The organism is Paenibacillus sp. EKM206P, assembly GCF_011066155.1.
GTDB lineage: Bacteria > Bacillota > Bacilli > Paenibacillales > Paenibacillaceae > Paenibacillus > Paenibacillus polymyxa_D.
In genome coordinates, this window is sequence record NZ_JAAMNQ010000129.1 from 1 (window position 1) to 238 (window position 238).

The following is a 238-nucleotide window of genomic DNA, read 5'->3' on the forward strand; positions in this document are numbered from 1 at the left end:
GTTTTAACAACTGCTCCGTTTCCTGAGCTGTCCACGTAACTGTCATGTTCTCGCTGTCCCTATTCAAGGAATGAGAAGGGGACTCGTCTTTTGGAAGCGGCTGATATACGCCATGTTCCATTTCCTTCCAGAATGCAAGTTCTGCTGCCATGGCCGGACTATTCGCATATTGAGACTGCCCATCCGCCCAGGTGCGGAACGAATCCGTTTTGTGCGGAAGGCGAGCCGTTTGTCCGTT

1 protein-coding gene is annotated in these 238 nt (G+C 51.7%); it reads right to left on the reverse strand.

The features are described from left to right. On the reverse strand, positions 1–238 hold a 238-nt coding region (locus tag G9G53_RS26070; RefSeq protein ID WP_165150922.1), incomplete at both ends, for a condensation domain-containing protein.